17 protein-coding genes and 1 pseudogene are annotated in these 18,146 nt (G+C 63.1%); 9 read left to right on the forward strand and 9 right to left on the reverse strand.

Annotated features, from left to right (window positions below; genetic code table 11):
• The first annotated feature begins 29 nt into the window (after positions 1 to 29).
• Together phnE (AC1D2G_RS13730) and phnE (AC1D2G_RS13735) are read left to right on the forward strand one after the other, a co-directional pair.
• A complete protein-coding gene (gene phnE, locus AC1D2G_RS13730) occupies positions 30 to 986 on the forward strand; it encodes a phosphonate ABC transporter, permease protein PhnE (protein ID WP_477414538.1) in 957 nt (318 codons plus the stop codon).
• Positions 987 to 1,089: 103 nt separating this feature from the next.
• Positions 1,090 to 2,457: a phosphonate ABC transporter, permease protein PhnE gene (gene phnE, locus AC1D2G_RS13735; RefSeq protein ID WP_477414539.1), complete on the forward strand. Its 1,368-nt coding sequence runs from the start codon at positions 1,090 to 1,092 to the stop codon at positions 2,455 to 2,457.
• A gap of 23 nt (positions 2,458 to 2,480) precedes the next feature.
• Here phnE (AC1D2G_RS13735) and AC1D2G_RS13740 read toward each other — a convergent pair whose 3' ends face one another.
• The 3 genes from AC1D2G_RS13740 to AC1D2G_RS13750 form a co-directional block, all read right to left on the reverse strand.
• Positions 2,481 to 3,332: a sugar phosphate isomerase/epimerase family protein gene (locus tag AC1D2G_RS13740; protein WP_477414541.1), complete on the reverse strand. Its 852-nt coding sequence runs from the start codon at positions 3,330 to 3,332 to the stop codon at positions 2,481 to 2,483.
• A 91-nt stretch (positions 3,333 to 3,423) separates the two neighbouring features.
• Positions 3,424 to 4,611, reverse strand: a complete 1,188-nt coding sequence (locus AC1D2G_RS13745; RefSeq protein WP_477414543.1) for a Gfo/Idh/MocA family protein — start codon at positions 4,609 to 4,611, stop codon at positions 3,424 to 3,426.
• 150 nt (positions 4,612 to 4,761) lie between these two features.
• Positions 4,762 to 5,817, reverse strand: a complete 1,056-nt coding sequence (locus tag AC1D2G_RS13750; protein ID WP_477414545.1) for a sugar phosphate isomerase/epimerase family protein — start codon at positions 5,815 to 5,817, stop codon at positions 4,762 to 4,764.
• 400 nt (positions 5,818 to 6,217) lie between these two features.
• Between AC1D2G_RS13750 and AC1D2G_RS13755 the strand changes: the two genes are divergently transcribed.
• The 5 genes from AC1D2G_RS13755 to AC1D2G_RS13775 are packed head-to-tail and all read left to right on the forward strand — an operon-like array spanning position 6,218 to position 10,471.
• Entirely contained in the window at positions 6,218 to 7,105 is an 888-nt protein-coding gene (locus tag AC1D2G_RS13755) for a sugar phosphate isomerase/epimerase family protein (RefSeq protein WP_095084784.1), read from the forward strand.
• A gap of 60 nt (positions 7,106 to 7,165) precedes the next feature.
• Positions 7,166 to 8,335, forward strand: a complete 1,170-nt coding sequence (locus AC1D2G_RS13760; RefSeq protein ID WP_477414547.1) for a mandelate racemase/muconate lactonizing enzyme family protein — start codon at positions 7,166 to 7,168, stop codon at positions 8,333 to 8,335.
• 1 nt (position 8,336) lies between these two features.
• Complete coding sequence (locus AC1D2G_RS13765; protein ID WP_095084786.1) at positions 8,337 to 9,053, forward strand: FadR/GntR family transcriptional regulator; 717 nt, start codon at positions 8,337 to 8,339, stop codon at positions 9,051 to 9,053.
• 5 nt (positions 9,054 to 9,058) lie between these two features.
• The gene (locus tag AC1D2G_RS13770; protein ID WP_477414549.1) at positions 9,059 to 10,039 is read left to right on the forward strand and encodes a hydroxyacid dehydrogenase; all 981 of its coding nucleotides are present in this window, start codon (positions 9,059 to 9,061) and stop codon (positions 10,037 to 10,039) included.
• A 42-nt stretch (positions 10,040 to 10,081) separates the two neighbouring features.
• Positions 10,082 to 10,471 carry a hypothetical protein gene (locus tag AC1D2G_RS13775; protein ID WP_457152527.1) on the forward strand — a complete coding sequence of 130 codons (390 nt, stop codon included), beginning with the start codon at positions 10,082 to 10,084 and terminating at the stop codon, positions 10,469 to 10,471.
• 18 nt (positions 10,472 to 10,489) lie between these two features.
• Here the strand turns inward: AC1D2G_RS13775 and AC1D2G_RS13780 are convergent, their stop codons facing one another.
• Entirely contained in the window at positions 10,490 to 11,785 is a 1,296-nt protein-coding gene (locus tag AC1D2G_RS13780; protein ID WP_477414551.1) for an amidase, read from the reverse strand.
• Between the two features lie 119 nt (positions 11,786 to 11,904).
• Here AC1D2G_RS13780 and AC1D2G_RS13785 point away from each other — a divergent pair, with 119 nt between their 5' ends.
• Positions 11,905 to 12,252, forward strand: a complete 348-nt coding sequence (locus AC1D2G_RS13785; RefSeq protein ID WP_477306762.1) for a GFA family protein — start codon at positions 11,905 to 11,907, stop codon at positions 12,250 to 12,252.
• Positions 12,253 to 12,382: 130 nt separating this feature from the next.
• Here the strand turns inward: AC1D2G_RS13785 and AC1D2G_RS13790 are convergent, their stop codons facing one another.
• Positions 12,383 to 13,597: an MFS transporter gene (locus AC1D2G_RS13790; RefSeq protein WP_477414553.1), complete on the reverse strand. Its 1,215-nt coding sequence runs from the start codon at positions 13,595 to 13,597 to the stop codon at positions 12,383 to 12,385.
• A 184-nt stretch (positions 13,598 to 13,781) separates the two neighbouring features.
• Here AC1D2G_RS13790 and AC1D2G_RS13795 point away from each other — a divergent pair, with 184 nt between their 5' ends.
• Positions 13,782 to 14,774: an AraC family transcriptional regulator gene (locus AC1D2G_RS13795; RefSeq protein WP_477414555.1), complete on the forward strand. Its 993-nt coding sequence runs from the start codon at positions 13,782 to 13,784 to the stop codon at positions 14,772 to 14,774.
• A gap of 32 nt (positions 14,775 to 14,806) precedes the next feature.
• Here the strand turns inward: AC1D2G_RS13795 and AC1D2G_RS13800 are convergent.
• The 4 genes and pseudogenes from AC1D2G_RS13800 to AC1D2G_RS13815 all read right to left on the reverse strand — a co-directional run.
• A pseudogene (locus tag AC1D2G_RS13800) lies at positions 14,807 to 15,571 on the reverse strand (ABC transporter ATP-binding protein); the annotation flags it as partial.
• Between the two features lie 107 nt (positions 15,572 to 15,678).
• On the reverse strand, positions 15,679 to 16,119 hold the full coding sequence (locus tag AC1D2G_RS13805; RefSeq protein ID WP_032931773.1) for a hypothetical protein: 441 nt from the start codon (positions 16,117 to 16,119) through the stop codon (positions 15,679 to 15,681).
• Positions 16,116 to 17,204, reverse strand: a complete 1,089-nt coding sequence (locus AC1D2G_RS13810; protein WP_184877083.1) for an ABC transporter ATP-binding protein — start codon at positions 17,202 to 17,204, stop codon at positions 16,116 to 16,118. The genes AC1D2G_RS13805 and AC1D2G_RS13810 overlap by 4 nt, the downstream gene beginning before the upstream one ends.
• 1 nt (position 17,205) lies before the next feature.
• A complete protein-coding gene (locus tag AC1D2G_RS13815; RefSeq protein ID WP_095084794.1) occupies positions 17,206 to 18,144 on the reverse strand; it encodes a carbohydrate ABC transporter permease in 939 nt (312 codons plus the stop codon).
• Positions 18,145 to 18,146: the final 2 nt, after the last annotated feature.

The following is an 18,146-nucleotide window of genomic DNA, read 5'->3' on the forward strand; positions in this document are numbered from 1 at the left end:
AAAGCACCGCCCTTTCTGTTTGTCCGATCATGACCCTTTCCGTGACAGCCCCCTCCGCCGCCACCCATCAGATGGCCGATGCCTGGCGACGCCAGATATCGCTGCGCCGGCTCTATACGGTGCTTGGCGTCGGTTTACTGCTTGCCGCGACGTTTGCGAGCATGTGGTTCGCCGACGAAGCCAATGCTGGGCACTTCTTCGACCGGCTGCCGCATATTCTGGACTTCCTGAGCTGGCTGATCCCCAAGGATTGGAACGACGTCTGGCGGGCGCTGTTCGACATTGCCTCGCCGCATGACACCGGCACCCAGGAATTCAACTTTCCGCTCGGCCGCGTCTATGTCTGGGGCGGCTTTTACATCCCTGAATATTTCGAGCTCATGCTGACCACGGTGAACGTGGCCCTGGTCTCGACGTTTATCGGCTTCATCTTCGCCGTGCCGTTTTCCTTCATCGCCGCGCGCAACCTGACGCCGCATCCGGTGCTGAGGCTCGTCGTCAAGCGCTTCATGGAGCTGCTGCGCGCTTTTCCGGAGATCGTCATTGCCGGCCTCTTCGCCGCCATCGTCTCGACCGGTCCGATCGCTGCCATCATCGCCATCGGCCTGCATTCGATCGGCGCGCTCGGCAAGCTGTTCTATGAGATCAACGAGAACATCGACATGCGCGCCGAGGAAGGCCTGAGGGCGGTCGGCGCCAACTGGTTCGAGCGGGTGCGCTTTGCCGACCTGCCGCAGGTGCTGCCCAACTTCATGTCCTACACGCTGCTCCGCGTCGAGATCAATGTGCGCGCTTCGACCATCATCGGCGCCGTCGGTGGCGGCGGCATCGGCGAGGAATTGAAACTCTCGATCTCACGCGGCTTCGGCGCCAAGACGCTGGCGCTGGTGCTGCTCTTGTTCACGACCATCTTCATCATCGACCAGTTCTCGGCCTGGCTGCGCCGCAAGCTGGTCGGCGAACAAGCCTTCCTGATGGGTGCTTAGCCATGATCCCGAAAAGTGGAATCCGGTTTTCGGAAAAGACCATGGCAAAACCAAAAGATAGAGCCCCATCCCGGTCCTATCGGGATGGATCAGGTTCTTGATCATGGCGACGATGACCGCCGACGAAATCCGGTTGATCGAGGAGCGCTACCCGCAAGTGTTCCGGCGGCCGACGTACAAGCGCTTCGCCCCGCTGTTCCTGTTCGTCGGCATACTGCTTTACCTCATCTATGCCTTGTGGTTCTTCAGCCTGCCGCAAGTGCTGCGGGAATCGCACTGGGAACGACTGCCGCTCTTCCTGACGCAGTGGGTCAGCTATGACCTGCAGCCGGAATTTCGGCTCGACCAGCCCGAGATCACACCGAAATACCCGCGCTTTTCCGCGCTTGGCGAGAACCCGAATCCAGACTGGGTCATCAAGAACGCGGACGGCACTTTCAGCGTCCTGATCGACGGCCCCGGCAAGTCCGTCACCTTCGACAAGACCAAGGCGACGATCGTGGCCAATGGCGAGACGGTGCCGGTGTCGCTGACCGGCGGCAAGCCGGTGATCTCGGGCCCGGTGCCGGACTGGATCACCGCTCATGACGACGAGGTGGTGGCCAAGATGGGCTTCGCCGGCGAAGTGCGCGTCACCGTCGACCGCGTCAAGGTCCGCAAGCGCTTCCTCGGCTGGGCAAATTTCGTCTTCGACACGCGCTCGCCCTTCTTCGGCAAGTCGGCCAGTGAAGTGGCCTCGCTGATCGTGTCCGGCCCCGAACTCAAGCCGGGCACCTCTAACCTCGCGCTGGCGGGATACAATATCTGGAACAACGCCCAGTGGCAGCACGGCGACGTCTGGACGAAGTTGTTGCAGACCATCGTCATGGCCTTTCTCGGCACGCTGCTCGGTGGCATCGTCGCCTTCCCGCTTGCCTTCTTCGCCGCCCGCAACATCACGCCGAACGGGCTGCTCAGCCAGGTGCTCAAGCGTTTCTTCGACTTCATGCGTTCGGTCGATATGCTGATCTGGGCGCTGTTCTTCACCCGCGCCTTCGGCCCCGGTCCGCTGGCCGGCAGCGCCGCGATCTTCTTCACCGAGATCGGCACGCTGGGCAAAACCTATTCGGAAAGCCTCGAGAACATCGACGACAAGCCGCGCGAGGGCATCAAGTCGACAGGCGCCAACGGTCTTCTGGTGCAGCGCTATGGCGTGATGCCTGAAGTGATTCCGATCTTCATCAGCCAGACGCTCTACCAGTGGGAATCCAACACCCGCGGCGCCACCATCATCGGCGCCGTCGGCGCCGGCGGCATCGGCCTGAAACTGTGGGAAGCGATGCGCACCAATTCCAACTGGGCCAACGTCTTCTACATGGTGCTGCTGACGCTGGCCGTGGTGTTCATCTTCGACAACATATCCAACTTCCTGCGCCGCAGGCTGAGCCGGACCATACACGACTACAACAGGATCCAGGCCGAGCAAAATTAGCGATCGCGGCGCCTCAGGGCGCCCTATGCCGCATTCTTCCACCCGTTCCTGACATGCTTGTAGCCGTCGCGATAGACGGCTTCCGGGCTCTCGGAAAAATCGCGCCACACCTTGGTCGCCGCCGCCAGGTCCTTGAGCGAACGGCCGAACGCCTCGATCGTCAGCCAGTCGTCATAGCCACTCTTGCGGATGGCGGAGAACGTTTCCTTCCACGGGATGTTGCCGCGCCCCGGCACGCCGCGGTCGTTCTCCGAAATATGGATATGGACGACATTCCTGCGGTGTTTTGTATAGGCGCCGATCGGGTCGGCTTCCTCGATGTTGGCATGGAAAGTGTCATACATCGCCTTGATGTGCGGCCGGTCGATGGCATCGATATGCTCGGACAGATCCGCCATCGTGTTGAGAAGATAGCATTCGAAGCGGTTCAGCGCCTCGAGCCCGATTGTGACATTCCTCTTGCCGGCATGATCGCCGATCGCGCGTTGCGAAGCGACCGAGCGCTTCTTTTCGGCGGCTGTCGGCCCTGAGCCGGAAAAGGCACCGAGCGTCGAATGCAGCGGTCCGCTCAGCGTGCTGGCGCCGAGCGCGTCGGCGCAGTCGATAGCCCATTTCATATAGTCGACGCCGGCCTTGCGGGTCGCGGCGTCGACCGCGATCAGGTTCATCGCCGGATCGCCCATCGCTGACACGGCGGTCCGCTCCAGCCCGATACGGTCGAGCAACTCACCCAGTTTCTTGTAGTCGTCGGGCGTGCCGGCGAAGATCGGTATCTCGACGCCATCAAAACCGGTTGCCTTGATGTCGCGGAGCAACGGCTCGTGTTTCTTCGACACCGCCGTCGTCCACAGGAACATGCACATGCCGATTTTCATCGACGCCCCTCCCCAAAAATTCCCTCGTCAAGCGTAAGGGCGTTGAGATTCAGGTCAGGCCGGCGTCACCTGATATCATCGCCCCCTTGGACTACAGCTTCGTCCAGGCCCCATTCTTCTTCGATGACTTCACGCAAGCCTCGATGAAGGCCATGCCCTCGACGCCGTCCTGAATGGTCGGAAAGACGACGTCCTTTGCCGGCTTGCCGCCCTTCTTGCGCGCCGCGCGGATGGCGCGCGCGGCCTCCTGGTAGATGTTGGCGAAACCTTCGAGGTAACCCTCGGGATGGCCCGGCGGAACCCGGCTGACACGCCCCGCCACAGGCAGCGCCCCGGCGCCGTTGCGGGTGATCAGTTGCTTCGGCTGGCCGAAGGGCGTGTACCAGAGATAGTTCGGGTCGGCCTGCACCCATTCCAGCCCGCCCTTCGAGCCATAGATGCGCAGCTTCAGCCCGTTTTCATGGCCCGGTGCCACCTGGCTTGCCCAGATCATGCCCTTGGCCGGATGCGTCTTGCCGTCGGGCTTGAAGCGCAGCATGACGTTGACATTGTCGTCGAGCAGCCTCCCCGGCACGAAGGCGTCGAGATCGGCCGAAAGGGAATCGAGCTCCAGTCCCGAGACGAAGCGCGCCAGATTGTAGGCGTGGGTGCCGATGTCGCCGAGCGCGCCGCCTGCCCCTGCCTGCTTGGGATCGCCACGCCACGACGCCTGCTTCTGGCCGGTGGCGGCGAGGTCCTCGGTCAGCCAGTCCTGTGGATACTCGGATTGCACGATGCGGATGTCGCCGAGCGCGCCCTTGGCCACCATCTCGCGGGCCTGCCGAACCATCGGATAGGCTGTGTAGTTGTGGGTGAGCACGAACACCTTGCCGGTCTTCTCGACCACGGCGGCCAGCTTCTTGGCCTCTGCAAGCGTCGTCGCCAGCGGCTTGTCGCAGATGACGTGGATGCCGGCCTCGAGGAAGGCCTTGGCCGCCGGCACATGGACATTGTTGGGGGTGACGATGGCCACCGCCTCGATGCCGTCAGGCCGCTTGGCCTCGGCCTTGGCCATCTCGGCATAGGAGCCGTAGCTGCGATCCGGGTCGAGCCCGAGTTCGGCGGCCGACGCCTTGGCGCGAGCCGGATCGGAGGACAGCGCACCGGCGACCAGCACGAAATCATTGTCGATGCGCGCCGCGATGCGGTGCACCGCGCCGATGAAGGCGCCTTGCCCGCCACCGACCATGCCATAGCGGATCGGACCGCCTCCCGTTTCCGACTTCGATGCGCCGACCATGTCTTTTCTCCTCGTGTCTGAAATATCCCGGCCCCTTGACGGGAGGTCGATCCGCGCTGCGGATCGGGTGGGTCGTAGAGGTAGAGCTCGGTTGAACTGACCCTACCCGGGCCCGTCGGCCACCCTCCCTCGAGCGGGAGGGAAGTCGCGTTAAATCCCCATCAGGCCGCGCAGCACTTTCTTGTCGGTGGTGCCGCCCGCAAAGTCGTCGAATGCCTTTTCCGTCACCCGGATGATGTGGTGCTGGATAAATGGTGCGCCCTCTGCCGCGCCGTCTTCTGGGTGCTTCAGGCAGCATTCCCATTCCAGCACCGCCCAGGAATCGTAGTTGTACTGCGTCAACTTGGAAAAGATGCCGCCAAAATCCACCTGTCCGTCGCCGAGCGAGCGGAAGCGGCCGGCGCGGTTGGTCCAGCTCTGATAGCCGGAATAGACGCCTTGCCTCCCGGTCGGGTTGAACTCGGCGTCCTTGACGTGGAACGCCTTGATGCGCTCGTGATAGATGTCGATGAATTCGAGATAGTCGAGTTGCTGCAGCAGGAAGTGCGACGGATCGTAATTGATGTTGCAGCGCTTGTGGCCCCCAACCGCTTCGAGGAACATCTCGAAGGTGGCGCCGTCGAACACGTCCTCGCCGGGATGGATTTCGTAGCCGACATCGACGCCATTGTCCTCATAGACGTCAAGGATCGGCTTCCAGCGCTTGCCGAGCTCCGAAAAAGCCTCCTCGATCAGGCCGGCCGGCCGTTGCGGCCACGGATAGAGGTAAGGGAAAGCCAGCGCTCCGGAGAAACTCACAGAGGCGTTCAGCCCGAGATTGCGCGAGGCCTTGGCGCCGAACTTCATCTGTTCGACCGCCCATTTCTGACGCGCCTTGGGATTGTTGTGCACCGAAGCCGGCGCAAAGCCATCGAACTGCGCATCATAGGCCGGATGCACCGCCACCAATTGCCCCTGCAGATGCGTCGACAGTTCTGTGATCTCGATGCCGGCGTCGGCACAGATGCCTTTCACCTCATCGCAATAGGCCTTGGAAGATGCCGCCTTCTTGAGATCGAACAAGCGCGCGTCCCAGGTCGGGATCTGCACGCCCTTGTAACCAAGACCAGCCGCCCATTTGGTGATCGAAGCCAGTGAATTGAACGGCGCGGCGTCACCTGCAAACTGCGCCAGAAACAGTCCAGGGCCCTTCATCGTCGTCGGCATCGGCATCCTCCCTCATTTTCCTCGCGACCGAGCATAGCGCCGATTGGAAGCAGGGCCAGCCACTTTGGTCTTTTCACACCGGGCGCTTGTGCGCGCCGCTATTCTGGTATTACCAAATACAAGGATTTGGTCAAGTCTTGTAGTGCATCGAGGGAACCCCTGAGGCAAGCAAAAAAGGGATACATATCTCAATATAATCAATGAAATAATTCGGAGTGAGCGCAGCGGCCCGCCGCTTCTTGCCGTCCATGGGAAATTGCTGTAGACCTCGCTTCAGGCCCAATTGGTCGAACCAGTTTGCGAAAAAAGGCTGGGGATGCCTTGGGGAGGAACCCTTGTGTCGCCTTTCAGCGATGCATGTGCAGGCGAACCACAAAGACGAATTTGGGAAGGACAGACCATGCACCTTTCGACGCACAACTGGATGCGCGCGGAACCGCTGGAGACGACGCTCAAGCGCATCAAGAAATTCGGCTACGAGTCGATCGAGATTTCCGGCGAGCCTGAGCAGTACAAGACCAAGGAGACGCGGGCGCTGCTGAAGGAGCATGGGATCCGCTGCTGGGGCGCGGTGACCTTGATGCTGGGCGAGCGCAACCTTGCCGCCAAGGACCAGGGCCAGCGCGAGCGTTCCGTGCAGTATGTCAAGGACGTGCTGACGATGATCAGCGAACTCGATGGCGAGATCATCACGCTGGTTCCGGCGACGGTCGGCAAGGTGGTGCCGGATGGCACCGAGGAAGAGGAATGGAAATGGGTTGTCGACGCGACCCGTGAATGCTTCACCCACGCCAAGAAGGTCGGCGTCAAGATCGCCGTCGAACCGCTCAATCGCTTCGAAACCTATCTGTTCAATCGCGGCGCCCAGGCCCTGGCGCTGGCAGACGCGGTCAGCCCCGAATGCGGCGTCTGCCTCGACGCCTACCACATCCACATGGAGGAATTTAACGTCCATGACGCGATCCGGCAGGTCGGCAAGCGCCTGTTCGACTTCCATGTCGCCGACAACAACCGCTTTGCCGCCGGCCTCGGCCAGATCGACTGGCCGAAGATCGTCGCCACGCTGAAGGAAGTCGGCTACGACGGCGCGCTGACCAACGAGTTCGTCGCCCCGGTCGACCGCACGCCGGCCGCGCCCTATCCCGACATGGTCGAGCGCCATCCGGTCGACATTTCGCCCGAACAGCTGAAGTTCATCCAGGATCACGGCTCCAGCGTGCTGACCGAGAAATTCTACACCGACCAGATGCGCATCACCGCAGAAACGTTGCTGCCGCTGATCAAGTAGTCGACTGCCTGTTGGGAAATTGCCCTTTCGCCCTGACCGGCGGCAGGGCCGGGGAAGACCATGCGCATCAAGACCGTCCAAGCCTGGTGGATCCGCATCCCGATCGAAGCCGCTCGGCAACACCGCAGCGACTTCGGTCAGGTGACGACCTTTGACGCCGCCATCCTGCGCATCGAGACCGATGACGGGCTGGTCGGCTGGGGCGAAGGCAAAAACGCCGCCGGCAGCGCCGGCAGCTACGGGGCGCTTGTCCACATGCTGAACCATGAGGTCGGGCCGCAATTGATCGGCCGCGATCCGGCCGACATCGGCGTCATCTGGGAGATGCTCTACAACGGCGTTCGCCACGACAGCGCCGCCCGCGCCGGCCATGCCATGCCGCAACTGGCGCGGCGCGGCATGAGCATAGCTGCCATCAGCGCCGTCGATATCGCGCTCTGGGATATCCTGGGCAAATCGCTTGGCGTTCCGGTCTGGCGGCTCCTCGGCGGCCGCAAGTTCGACCGCATGCCGGCCTATGCGTCCGGCGGCTGGGCGTCCGCCGACGCCATCGGCGAGCAATTGAAATCGTATATCGCCAAAGGCGGCTTCAAGGCCCTGAAGATGCGGGTCGGCGCCATGGACGGTGCCGCGCATGTCTCCGCCGCCCGCGTCCGTGCCGCACGGCAGGCGCTCGGCCCCGATGTCGAATTGATGGTCGACGCCCACGGCACCTACACGGTGGCCGAAGCCAAGCGCTTCATCCACCTCGTCGACGATCTGGACCTCGCCTGGTTCGAGGAGCCGATCATCGCCGACGACAAGCCAGGCATGGCCGAAGTGCGGACAAGCGGTGCCGTTCCGATCGCCACCGGCGAAAGTGAGGCAACGCGCTATGCCTTCCGCGACCTTGCCGTGCTGAAAGCCGCCGACATCTTCCAGCCCGATCCGGCCTTCTGCGGCGGCATCAGCGAAGCGATGAAGATCGGCACCATCGCCAGCGCCTTCAACCTGCGCTTTGCGCCGCATCTGTGGGCCGGCGCGCCGTGCTTCTTCGCTGGACTGCACATCTGTGCTGCTTCGCCGGCTAGTTTCACCGTCGAATATTCGCTCGGCGCCAACCCGATGATCCATGATCTGATCGAAGAGACTGTCGAAGCCAAGGACGGTATGATAGCGATCCCGGAAAAGCCGGGTCTGGGGTTCACCATTTCGGAGCGGTTCCTGGAGGCGCACGCGCAACGCGATTGACATGAAAGAAAAGAACCTTCTCGCGGAACTCGCTGCCTACCTGTTCTCCCATTCGGACAAGGAGACCGGCCGAACGCCGTCGGAACGTGAGCTGGCGGAGCAGTTCGGCGTCAGCCGCGGCCAGATCCGCGAGGCGCTCGCCATCCTCGAAGCCATGCGTATCGTCGAGCGCAGGGCCAAGTCCGGCATCTACATCGACACCAAGCAGGCCAGCGTCGAGGCGATGGCGCTGTTCGCGCGCGCCGGCCTGCCGCTCGATCCGATCCAGATCTACGAGACGGTCGAATTGCGCAAGATCCATGAGATCAAGGCGGCCGAGCTTGCCTGTTCGCGCGCCACCGAAGAGAATTTTGAGCGTCTGCGCGAGATCCTGAAAGCTTCGGAAGAGCGCATCGCCGCAGGCGAGGGCCTGGCCAAGGAAGACCGCGAATTCCACCTTGAGATCGTACGCGCGACCAAGAACAGCGTCTTCCACAATGTCTGCAGCGTCTACTACATGATGGGCGAGCAGCGCCTGCCGATCTATTTCAACGATCCCGAGCGCAGCGTGCGCTCGCATGCCGAGCACATCCAGATCTACGAGGCGCTGCTGCGCCGCGATGGCAATCTCGCCCAGGCGCTGATGAGCGCTCATCTGCAGGGCGCCGAGAGCTACTGGAAGGGCCTGATCGAGGGCCATGGCGAGGAACCTCAAAGCCCGACGCTCGAAAGAGCCTGACCGACATGGCCCGCATCCTCACCACACACCCCCTGCATCCGCGCGCCTCGGCCATGCTGGCCGGCGCCGGCGAGCTTGTTGTCGCTTCTGCTCTCGACCCAGCGACGCTTGTTGCCGAGGCGAAAAACGCTGACATTGTCATCGTGCGCGCGCCTCTGCCGCCACAGCTCTTCGAGGGTGCAGGGAAGCTGAGGGCAGCAATCCGCCATGGCGCCGGGCTCGATATGATCCCGATGGAAGCAGCATTCGCGGCCGGCGTGCTGGTGGCGAATGTGCCGGCGGTCAATGCCCGCTCGGTTGCCGAACACGTCATGTTTGCAGCACTTGCCCTGCTTCGCCGCTTCCGCATCGTCGACCGCGACTTGCGCGCGAAAGGCTGGCTCGCCGGCCGCGAGCACGCCAACTCCAACAGCGAACTTGCCGGCAAGACGATCGGCATCGTCGGCCTTGGCGCCGTTGGCCAGGCTGTCGGACGTATAGCGGCGCATGGTTTCGACCTGAAGGTGGTGGCAACGACGCGCAGCATGCAGCCGGCGCCGGAGAAAGTCGGCTTCCTGTCGATCGACGCCCTGGTCGAGCAGAGCGACATCATCGTTCTGTGCTGTCCGTTGACGCCGGAGACGCGCGGCTTGATCAATCGCGAGCGGATCGCCCGCATGAAGCCCAATGCGCTGCTGATCAACGTATCGCGCGGACCGGTCGTCGATGACGACGCCCTGATCGAAGCCTTGCAGAAACGCCGCATCGGCGGTGCCGCACTCGATGTGTTTTCGACGCAGCCGCTGCCGCCAGATCATCCCTATTTTGGCTTCGACAATGTCATCATCACCCCGCACATGGCCGGCATCACCGAGGAATCGATGATGCGCATGGGCGTCGGCGCGGCCGGTGAAGCCTTGCTGGTGCTGGCCAACAAACTGCCGGTCAATCTGCGCAACCCCGAAGTGGTCGATCACTACCGCCGGCGGTTTCCTGCGAGCGTGTAACGCATCGCCGTTTCGCCTCATTTTCTGGCGAGGCTCGCTCCCATGTCCAGTCTTCGCTCCGCGCTGTTGTTTGTTGCCACCGCTTCGACAGCCGTCTTGCCGTCGCTTGCCGCTGCGGAGAGCAGCTATGTCTACTGCGACAACGGGCTGCGCTGCTTCAAGGCACCCTGCCCGTCGAACAGCGCGCTCGACCTTGCCACCGGCACGATCATCAAGGGCGTGTCGATCGACAGCAGCGGATTGCCGCAGGCCGACAAGGCGATAACGGATCTTTCAGACGCGCTTTACGCCGGAAAGATCGTCGTCAGGGGATCGATCGAACATCGCACGCAGACCATCACCGGCAAGGACTACAGCCTGCCCTGGCTGGTTGCGACCGGCATCGTACGCACCGCCAAGGAAAGCGAACGCAAGCACTGTTCGTCGCACTGATATTCAGTTCAGCCCTCGTCAAGAGCCAAGCAGCGACTCTATTTCAGCGGCGATGCGCAGCAGTCGCCGGTCTTGGCCGTTGCGCGCCACCAGCATCAATCCTGCCGGGCGCACCATGCCCGGCATCGGCAGCGAGATCGCACAAAGGTCGAACTGGTTGGCAACCTGCGTGTTGCGCAGCAGTAGGCCTTCGGTGCGGTCGCGCAGTTCGGCATCGTCGACCATCGAAACGATGGTCGGCGCCGTCACCGGTGTGGTCGGTAGGGCCAGCATATCGACCGATGCCAGCCGCTCGTCCATGGCGGCCGCGAGCGCGGCGCGACGACGCATTGTCCTGATGTAAACTGGCGTCGGCAGCACAGCTGCCCGCGACAAAGGCCCGCTGACATGTGGGTCGACCGGCACCGATGCCCCCGTCGCCAACCAGTCGGCATGGATCTCCGCCCCTTCCATGGCAGCGATCGAACCGCGCTTGGTTGCCGCGCGCATCTCTCCAAGCAGATCGTCTATCGACAGATCCGCCACCCCTGCACCCGCCAGTTCGACCTTGCGAAGGCATCGATCGAACGCGGTCGCCACCTCGCCTTGCGTTTCTTCGAATAGGACGCCGCGCGGGATGCCTATGCGAAGCCCTACAAGGGAAATCGACGTCAGCGCAGCCGCTTCCTCGCCGGCCATCACGGCGTCGGCGACGGCGCACTGGGCGACGGTTCGGGCAAGCGGCCCGATCGAGTCCAGCGTGCCGGACAACGGGAAAGCGCCGGTGAGAGGCACCCGCCTAGCGGTCGGCTTGAAGCCGACGACACCGTTGAGCGATGCCGGAATGCGTATCGAACCACCGGTGTCGGAACCGATGGAGATTTCGCTCGTCCCCTCGCCGACGGAAACGCCGGCACCCGAGGAGGAACCACCAGGAATGAGGCTGGGATCGGTGGCATTCCCGGGCGTGCCGTAATGCTGATTGTCACCGATCGCGGTGAACGCGAATTCGGTCATGTTGGTCTTGCCGACGATCACCGCGCCGGCCTGCCGCAACCGGCCAACGATGGCGGCGTCGCGCAGCGCAGGTGCAGCGGTCCTGAGCATGAGCGAGCCGGCCGTGGTAGGTTCGCCTGCGACATCGAACAGATCCTTGATCGAGACAATGGTGCCGTCGAGCGGCCCCAGCGTCACACCGGTTCGTTTGCGGGCATCGCTGGCGTCAGCCGCGGCGCGCGCGGCCTCGGCATAGAGCTTCGTGAACACGTGTTCTTCGCCGGCACGGGCGGCGAGGCGCGCGAGGATGGTTTCGAGATAATCGCGGGCTGATTGCATTTCAGTGTCGGACTCCGGACGCCTTGAACGTCTTGAATGTAGCGGCCGGCACATGGCCTGCCGAGACTTTATCCGACACAGGCGGTTTTGCACCCCGTCGAACACGAGGAAAGCATCCGATGCTCTACAAAGGCAGTTGTCACTGCGGCAAGGTCGCCTTCGAGTTCGAAGCCGAACTGACCGGCGCCGTGCGGTGCAATTGCTCGATCTGCTCGCGCAAGGGCGCCCTGTTGTGTGCCATCCCGCACGAGACCTTGCAGGTGCTGGCCTGGGGCGATGACTTGGGCATCTACACATTCAGTAACCACGCCATCGCGCACCGCTTCTGCCGCACCTGTGGAGTCCACCCCTTCGCTGAGGATGTCGGCGAAGGCCGTGAACGCAGCGCCTACGTCAACATGCATTGCGTTGCGGATTTTAACCCTTCGACCTTGCCAGTCTTCGACTTCGATGGCCGCTCGGTCTGAATCTATCTCCCGTCGCATCGGCAAGGTTCGCTTTGTCGCTTGCCGCATAACAGCATCGGCCCGAAACCGGGATGGTTCGTGGGCCGATGCCTGGCGTCAGGAAGTCATCGCCAAATGGTGAGTCCGACGGCTAGTTGACCTGCTTCGGACCGCGCAGGAACACCACGATCGCCGCCAACAATGTCGCCGTGCCGCAATAGGCGAAGGCGCTTGCCACGCCGGCATGGTCGACCAGCAGGCCACCGAAGACAGCACCGAGCGCAATCGCCACCTGGAACGTCGCCACCATCAGCCCGCCGGCGCTTTCTGCCTGATCGGGCGCGGCCCGCACCAGCCAGCTCTGCAGCCCGACCGGCACCGCGCCGAAGGCAAAGCCCCACGCCGCAACCGCGGCGGCAGCGACCATGGGCGAGGCACCGAAAACCAGCATCGAGGCAGCCGCCGCCGCAATCAGCAAGGGCGCCAGTGCAACGGCTGCCTTGAGGTTGCGTTCGGCCAGGATGCCGCCGGCGACATTGCCGAAGAAGCCACCAATGCCATAGGCCAGAAGCACCAGCGAGATTGTCTCGATGTCGAGCACGGGGACCTTCTCGAGGAAAGGCCGCACGTAGGTGAAGCCGGCAAAGTGTCCCGAGGCAATGAGCAGCACGACCAGCAGTGCCACCCTGATGGAGGGGCGCTCGAGCACATCGAGCAAGGTACGGAAGCTTGCCACGCCCACGGGTGGCAGCTTCGGAATGGTGGCCACCTGCACCAGCAGCGCCAGGGCGCCGACGACAGTGGCGATCATGAAGGCGGTCCGCCAGCCCCAGATGTCACCGACATAGGCGCCGACCGGTGCTGCGCACACCGTCGCCAGCGAAACGCCGGTCAGGATGATCGACATGGCGCGCGGCATCAGCCGCATCGGCACCAGCCGCAGCGCCATCGCCGCCGACATCGCCCAGAAGCCGCCGAGTGCTACGCCGAGCACGACGCGGGCAAGCAGAAGCACGGTAAGCGATGACGCGAAGGTGGCCAGAAGGTTGGAGAGGATCAGGAACATCGTCAGCATCCACATCACCAGCCTGCGGTCCATGCGCCTGGTGATGATGGCCATGGTCGGGGCGGCAATGGCGCCGACGATGGCGGTCGCCGTCACCGCTTGTCCGGCCACGCCTTCGGTGACGCCGAGGTCGCGCGCCATTGGCGTCAGCAGGCTGGCCGGCAGGAACTCGGCGGTAACGAGGCCGAAAACACCAAGCGCCAGCGAGACCACGGCGCCCCATGCCGGCTCGGTTCGTTCATCAGAGTCTGCAGGATTCAGAAGTGTGGCGTCGATGACGCCTGTCGCGGGTTCGGCCATGGTCAGTCTCCGATCTGTTTGCAGCGCCACATAGGGAACGACCGACCGGGGCTCCACCCGTTACATGCCTTGCCATCTCGGCTTGGCTATGTGGCCGGTCTTCGATCTTGTTTGCAGCGCAGCATTTGGCTGCAACGCAACATAGGGAGTGACCGCCTGGAGTTTCCATGCTAGAAACCCCATTATGTTTGACCATTCGTCCAAAATCCCGATCACGGGCGACCCGCTGACAGACATATTGCGCGGGCTGCGTCTCGATGGCGTCGAATATGGTCGCTGCGAAATGAAGGAGCCGTGGGGCATCCAGTTCCCGGCTCAACCCGGGGCGCGGTTTCATTTCATCGGCCGAAGAGGTTGCTGGCTGAAGCAGCCGTCCGGCGAATGGGTGGAGCTGAATGCCGGCGATGCGGTGCTGCTGCCGCGGGGTGCGGCGCATGTGCTGGCCAGCGAACCCGGCGCCCAGGCCTGGCCGATCCACGGCTACGAACTCGAAGAGGTCTGCAAGGACGTCTACTGCACGTCGAACGCGGAGATGTGCGGCAAGGACTGCCAACCGGGAACGCTGCTGTTCTGCGCCAGCATGTATTTCAACCTCGATGGCCTGCATCCCTTGCTCGGCATGATGCCGGACGTGATGCGCACGCATGAGCTGGAAGCCTACGAACCGGGGATACCGCATTTGCTGGACTCGATGGCACGCGAAGTGACGATGGAGCGCGTCGGCTCCGGCGGTATCATGGCGCGGCTGGCTGACGTGCTTGCCGCCACCGTCATCCGCTCATGGGTCGAACGCGGTTGCGGCGACTCGTCCGGCTGGATCGCGGCGGTCAGGGACCGCGAGATCGGGCGCGTGCTGGCCGCCATCCATCTCGAACCGAACCACGACTGGACTGTCGAGTCGCTGGCCAGGATGATGGGCGCCTCGCGGTCGGGATTTGCCGAGCGGTTCGCCACCATCGTTGGAGAAACGCCGGCTAAATATGTCACCCAGGTCAGAATGCACCAGGCGCGGCAGTGGCTGGTCCGCGACCGGATGAAGATCTCCGTCGTTGCCGCGCGTCTCGGCTATGAATCGGATGCCGCCTTCAGCCGTGCCTTCAAGCGCGTCATTGGCTCGGCGCCCAGCCATCTTCGCGCCGAAGAGCAGGGTCCTGCTGATCAACGACACGCCATATGAGACTTACCTGCCGAAATAAGCGAGGTCGCGGCCTATGACGCGTGGCGCAAATTGACGCCGCTGCCCTTGTCGAACAGCACCACCTTGTCGGGGTTCCAGGCAAAGCGCACCGGCTGCTCGATCGCCACATCGGTCCTGGCCGGCACCGTGGCGCGCAGCATCGCGTCGCCGACGCGCAGCGTCAGGATCTTTTCGACGCCATGGTTCTCGACRTCGTGGACGTGCGCCTCGACCGGCGCGCCGCTCTCGAGGTAGACATCCTCGGGCCGAATGCCGAAGACGAGCGGGCGGCCATCGGTCGCCGCATTCGCCTTGGCTCCCCCTGAAAAGGCAGTTCGAAATTCAGCGGCGCCTTCACCGCGCGGCCGTTCACCAGCTTGCCGTCGATGAGGTTCATCGGCGGCGAGCCGACGAAGCTCGCCACATAGGTGTCGCGCGGATTGTTGTAGATCTCATACGGCGTGCCGGTCTGGACGATGCGGCCATGGTTGAGCACGCCGACCTTGTCGCCCATCGACATCGCCTCGATCTGGTCGTGCGTAACGAACAGGAAGGTGGCGCCAAGCTGCATCTGCAGGTTCTTGAGTTCAGTGCGCAGCGCCTCGCGCAGTTTGGCATCGAGCGCCGACAGCGGTTCGTCCATCAGGCACACGTGCGGCTTGCGCACGATGGCGCGGCCGATGGAGACGCGCTGCATCTCGGCCGCCCGAAAGCCGGTCGGTCTTGCGGTCGAGCAAATGTTCGATCCGCAGCGTCCTGGCGGCGCGGTCGACGCGGTCCTTGATCTCGGCATCGGGTCCTCCGGTCAAGCCGGAGGATGACGGCGTGAGAGTTGAGAGGGCGACGCACACCGACCGGCGCGGACCGGCGCGAGCGCGACCTGCCGGATAGCGTCAGCTGCTGATCATCGCGCTGTCTTGTTGAGAGCGGTGACGACCAGCGCGAGAATCACCGCCGCGGCGGCGATTTCCCACACGAAAGCCTGCTTGTAGAAAGGTGGCGTGGCGAGCTGCGCCTTGCCGGCGAGAGTGTTGGGGTCCGGTGGATTGAGGAAGAAGACGCCGTAGAGATGCGCCGCCGTGATCGAAACCAGCAGCACAATGCAGAAGACCAGCGCCACGACCAGCGCTACGGTCACCACACTGCGCACCTTAACGCCCGGCTGGGCCAACGGCAGCAGGTTGTTGATGAGTCCGGCAAGCACCACGAGACCGCTGCCGACCGCGTACAGGCCGATGGAAAAGGGTTGGAAGATCAGCACCAGCGCCATGACGCCGAGGCCAATGATGAAGACCTCAAGGCAGTACGCGCCGGCCCGGCTCATGCCGGAAGAACTGTCGCTCATGACCGCACCGCCTTTCCGGCGCCATCGAAGACATGGGTTTGCCTGGGATCGGGGCGTAGATTCAGCGCCTCGCCGACCTTGACCCGCTGGCTTCTCGTCACCACGACGCGGATGTCGGCGCCTGCCGCCGTGCGGGCATGAATAAGGGTTTCGGCGCCCATGGGCTCGATGAGCTCGGCCCGGGCGGAAATGGTGCCACGGTCCCCCGTATCGGTCGCGGTGAAGGCGCGGGGGCGGACACCGATCGTCACCTTGCCGGGCTGCAGGCGCGCGACCGCCGCGTCCGTGCGGATCGCCAGATTAATGCCGGCCACGGCCATCTCCGCCGTGCCATCGGCGAAGGTCTTGAGGTCGGCCTCGAGAAGATTCATCTGCGGCGTGCCGATGAAGCTCGCCACGAAAGCATTGGCGGGCTTGGCAAAAACCTCGTGCGGTGAGCCGACTTGCTCGATCAGGCCGTCCTTCATGATGGCGATGCGGTCGGCCATGGTGAGCGCTTCGAGCTGGTCATGGGTCACGATCACGGTCGCTTTGGAGAGGCCCTGCAGCACTTCCTTGATCTGGCCACGCATGCTCTGGCGCAGTTCGACATCGAGACGCGACAAGGGCTCGTCGAAGAGGAAGCAATTGGGGTCGCGGACGATGGCGCGGGCCATGGCGGCGCGCTGCTTTTCGCCCTCGGATATCTGGTTCGGCAGCCGGTCGAGAACGTGCTCCAAGTGGAGGATCGCGGCGACGCGGTTGACGCGGGCAGTCCGCTCAGCCCTGGAAATGCCGTCATGATAGAGCGGGAAGGCGATGTTCTCGCCGATCGATGCCGACGGGTAGAGCGCGTAGAACTGGAACACCATGGCGATGTCGCGCTTTTCGGGCGGCAGGTTGTTCATCACCTTGCCGGCGATGACGACCTCGCCGTCAGTGACGCTTTCCAGCCCGGCGATGACGCGCAGGGTCGTCGTCTTGCCACAGCCGGACGGGCCGAGAAGGCAGACGACCTCACCGGCGGCCACCGACAGGTCAACGTCCTTGACCGCGGTGAAGGAGCCGAAACGCTTGGTGACTTTGCGGAGTTCGATGGTTGACATTTCAGCGCTTCACGGTGCCGAAGGTAACGCCGCGCAACAGATGGTTTTGCAAGAAGAAGGTGACCAGAAAGACTGGGACGAGGAACAGGGTTTCGATGGCGGCAAGCAAAGTCCAGTCGGTGCCGCGTCCACCCGACGACACGGCCTGGTTCATGGCGACCGGGACCGTTCTCGTGTCGGGCCCCGAGAGCAACAGAGCGAAGAGGAACTCGTTCCAGGTGAGGATCAGGCCGAACACGAACGTAGCGGCGAGCCCGGCAATGACCTGGGGCAGGCAAATCTTGAAGAACACCCGCATTCCGGACGATCCGTCGATGCGGGCGGCATCCTCGACGTCTGGCGACAATTCATCGAAGAAGCTCTTCATCATCCAGATGGTGAAGGCCAGGTTGAAGGCGGTGTAGAGCATGATGATGCCGAGATACGAGCCCGACAGGCCCACTACGCGGAACATCAGGATCACCGGAATGATCACCACAATCGCCGGCAGCATGCGCGTGGTCAGGATGATGAACAGGTAGGTGTCATTGCCTTTCAGCGGATAGCGCGAGAAGCCGAAGGCCGCCAGGGTGCCGATGACCAGCGCCAGCAGCACCGACGCCGAGGCGATGAAGATCGAGTTGAAGAAATAACGGTCGAATCCTGTCGCTTCCGGGGCACCGTCCGGCGTCATCGAGCGGGAAAAGACGGACCCAAAATTTTCGAGCGTGGGCTTGAATACAAAATGGTCCGGAATCAAGCCGAACAGCGACGTGGGCGACAGCGTCGGAGGCACCAGGAGCGCGTCGCCCTGCGGTTTGAAGGCGGTGAATATGATGAACAGCACCGGCAGAAAATAGATAAAGGCGACGACGGCCACGGCGAGCGTCCGCCCCCAGCCGGCCTTGTCTACTCCGCTGGCCCTGCCGAAGCCGAGCTTTCCCAATATCGATTCGGCCACGG

This window comes from Mesorhizobium sp. P2_C7 (assembly GCF_056404515.1).